This window comes from Actinomadura sp. NPDC048032, from assembly GCF_040653175.1.
Lineage (GTDB): Bacteria > Actinomycetota > Actinomycetes > Streptosporangiales > Streptosporangiaceae > Spirillospora > Spirillospora verrucosospora.
Genome location: NZ_JBEZJP010000814.1, coordinates 1 through 1,240, shown reverse-complemented (window position 1 = coordinate 1,240; position 1,240 = coordinate 1). Strand labels below are relative to the sequence as shown.

Genomic DNA, 1,240 nt, shown 5'->3' with positions numbered 1-1,240 from the left:
GGCCGGCGGACCGGCCGGCACGTCGCCGCGCGGGAGCGTGCTCCCGCGTCCCGGCCGCGGCGTCAGGCCTTGGTCGGAACGGTGATCTTGCCGCTGACGATCTCCGCCTTCAGCTCGTCGAGCTTGGCCTTGATGTCGTCGACGTTGCCGCCGGAGGTGGCGTACCCGATGCCGTCGTTGCTCAGGTTGTACTGCGTGGTGCCGGCCTTGAAGGTGCCCTTGGCGACGCTCTCGACGAAGTCGTACACCGCGACGTCCACGTGCTTCTCCATGGACGTCAGGATCTGGGCCTTCACCCCGGCGACCGCGGGCTGGTTGTACTGGTCGGAGTCGACGCCGATCGCCCACTTCTTGGCCGCGCCGACGGTCTTGATGACGCCGATGCCCGCGCCGCCCGCCGCGTGGTAGATCACGTCGGCGTTCTCGTCGAGCTGGCCCTTGGCCGCCTCGTTGCCGAGACCGGCGTCCTTGAAGCCGTTGAAGTTCGGGGGCTGCGTGAGGTACTTGGCGGGCAGCACCTTGATGCCCGGCTTGGCCTTCTTCGCACCCGCCTGGTACCCGGCGAAGAACTTGTTGATCAGCGGGACGTTGACGCCGCCGATGAACCCGATCGTGCCGGTCTTGGACTTCAGCGCGGCCGCGGCGCCGACCAGGTAGGACCCCTGCTCCTCGGAGAAGCAGGCGCCGCTGACGTTGGCGCCCTCGACCTTGCACTGGTCGGCGTCGACGACGAGGAACTTGGTGTTCGGGAAGTCCTTGGCGACCTTGTTGATCGAGGCCGTGTAGGCGAAGCCGACGCCGATGACCGGGTTGTAGCCCTTGTTCGCCAGCAGACGCAGGCGCGACTCCTTGTCGGAGTCCGGCTCGTCCGGCTTGGCGGAGATCTCCTCGGTCTTGACGTCCAGGTCCTTCTTGGCCTTGTCGAGGCCCGCGGCCGCCGAGTCGTTGAAGGACTGGTCGCCGCGGCCGCCGATGTCGAAGGCCAGACCGATCTTGAGGGTCTTCTTGCCGTCGCCGCCGCCGTCGCCGCTGTCGGCCTTCTTGCCACCGCACGCGGAAGCGCTGAGCGTCAGCGCCGCACCCGTCACGGTGACGAGCGTAATCTTCAGTCCACGGCGCAAGGTAGCGCTCCTTCCGTCCCACCCACGGTCCGGCAGCCCGCGTCCCGGTACAGGCCGCCCGCCCGCCGGAAGAGGTCGAGCGGTTCCTCGACCCGGCCCTCGTCCCACTTCAGGTAGCC

At 68.3% G+C, this 1,240-nt stretch carries 1 protein-coding gene; it reads right to left on the bottom strand.

The genetic code is table 11. The features are described from left to right. Positions 1-62 precede the first annotated feature (62 nt). Positions 63-1,088 carry a BMP family ABC transporter substrate-binding protein gene (locus tag AB0C69_RS42425; protein ID WP_345176711.1) on the bottom strand — a complete coding sequence of 342 codons (1,026 nt, stop codon included), beginning with the start codon at positions 1,086-1,088 and terminating at the stop codon, positions 63-65. Positions 1,089-1,240 lie beyond the last annotated feature (152 nt).